1 protein-coding gene is annotated in these 1397 nt (G+C 41.6%); it reads left to right on the top strand.

All coding sequences use genetic code 11. From position 1 onward, the window contains the following. Positions 1 to 126: 126 nt before the first annotated feature. Positions 127 to 1397: putative transposase (locus QZT26_RS17645; RefSeq protein ID WP_295104061.1), on the top strand; the 1271-nt coding region annotated here is incomplete at its 3' end.

Below are 1397 nucleotides of genomic sequence, written 5' to 3'. Positions count from 1 at the left end.
CTTCATCGAAATGGTGAATCTCCTTTCAGGTGTTTTTTGTTATCAATATACCGCCGAATACCTTGGAAATCCTACCATTTCAATCCTATTCCTGCAACAAGGCTTTGCCTTGTTTGCAGGATTTAGGTGAAATATATAACAAACCATGGCGAACCTGAGCAGTGGAGCAAAGAGTTATCAAAATACTGGATGGAAGAGGATCCGGAATTGGCCGGGATCCTTTACGTGGACGGCCATGTACGGGTATATAGCGGAAGCAAGACACCGTTACCGAAGCGGTATGTATCGAGGCAAAAGCTATGTTTAAGGGGTTTAACCGACTATTGGGTAAATGATGCAGTAGGTAAGCCATTTTTCGTGGTAAGCAAAGCGGTAAATCCCGGCTTGCTTTCGGTAATGAGAGAACAGATCATACCCCGGTTGCTCCGAGACATACCAAAGCAGCCTACCGGGGAAGAATTAAAAGCCAATCGTCATCTCTATCGCTTTGGTGTAGTATTTGACCGTGAGGGTTACAGTCCTGAGTTTTTCAAAGAAATGTGGGAGAAACGCATAGCGTGTTATACCTACAAAAAGTATGTAAATGATGTTTGGCCGGAATCAGAATTTATAGAGAAAGAAGTGGTTCTTAACAATGGCGAAGTGGTAAAGATGAAATTGGCGGAACGAGGAGTGTATTTCCGGAAGCAAGACCTTTGGGTGCGCGAGATACGCAAATTGACCGATACAGGGCATCAGGCATCGATAATAACCACTGATTTTATGAATAACGCTGAGGTACTGGCAGCAAGAATGTTCTCCAGATGGTCTCAGGAGAACTTTCTTAAATATATGATGGAACATTATGGTATAGACAGACTTATCGAGTACGAACAGGAGGCAATAAGTGAGACGACAAAGGTGGTGAATCCCCGTTACAGGGAATTGGAAAGTCAGATAAAAACCAAAACTACACTGTTAAACAGGCAGCGGGTAAAATATGGGGCATTGGTATTAAAAGCAGAAGGAGAAGAACCCGATATCCGGAAGTATGTACAGGAGAAAGCAACAATAAGAGAATCGATAGATACGCTGGAGAAAGAGATTGAACAACTCAAGGCGACAAAAAAGAATACGGAGAAACATATAGAGTTTTCAAAACTCCCGGAAGATAAGAAATTTCAGGATTTAAAGAAGAGCGGAAAGCAATTCGTAGACACAATCAAAATGATTGCTTATCGGGCAGAGACGGCAATGGCAAATACATTGCAGGAATATATTTCTAAAAAAGATGAAGCAAGATCACTGGTACGTCAAATTTTTATGACAGATGCAGATATAATGCCGGATGAAAAGAATGGCGTCTTAAGGATAACGATTCATAACATGACAAACCCAAGGAACAACAGATATGTTCA

This window comes from uncultured Candidatus Kuenenia sp. (assembly GCF_900696675.1).
Classification (GTDB): domain Bacteria; phylum Planctomycetota; class Brocadiia; order Brocadiales; family Brocadiaceae; genus Kuenenia; species Kuenenia stuttgartiensis_A.
This window is presented reverse-complemented; position numbering and strand designations above follow the sequence as displayed.